This window comes from Nocardia amamiensis (assembly GCF_015477605.1).
Classification (GTDB): Bacteria; Actinomycetota; Actinomycetes; order Mycobacteriales; family Mycobacteriaceae; genus Nocardia; species Nocardia amamiensis_A.
On the sequence record NZ_JADLQX010000256.1, the window covers coordinates 1 to 354 of the forward strand.

The window sequence follows — 354 nt, forward strand, 5'->3', positions numbered from 1 at the left end:
GCGCGATAGTCGCGGACTTGCCGTTGTCGAGCGATTCCAGCTGACCGAAGATCTCGGCCCGCTCCGACAGCAGATCACCGATCCGCCAGATGAGTCGTTCGCGCTGATTGGACTTCAACCTCGACCACGGGCCATCGAACGCGGCGCGCGCCGCCCGTACCGCGGCATCGATGTCGGCCGCCTCGCCATGCGCCACGTCGGCGAGTTTCCCGCCCGTAGCCGGGTCATACGTGGCGAAGGTTCGCCCTGACCTGGCAGCCACCCATTCCCCGTTGATGAGCAGTTTTCCGGTGCCGGAAAGAAACTCCTTCACCCTGGGCTGCGGCTGGACTTCTGCTACCGCCGTCATCCTGA

Annotated in this window: 1 protein-coding gene; it reads right to left on the reverse strand. The window is 65.0% G+C overall.

Annotation, left to right across the window (positions count from 1 at the left end):
- Positions 1-349, reverse strand: a 349-nt coding sequence (locus tag IU459_RS37725; protein WP_195134334.1) for an aldehyde dehydrogenase family protein, incomplete at its 3' end; no start/stop codon positions are given.
- Positions 350-354: the final 5 nt, after the last annotated feature.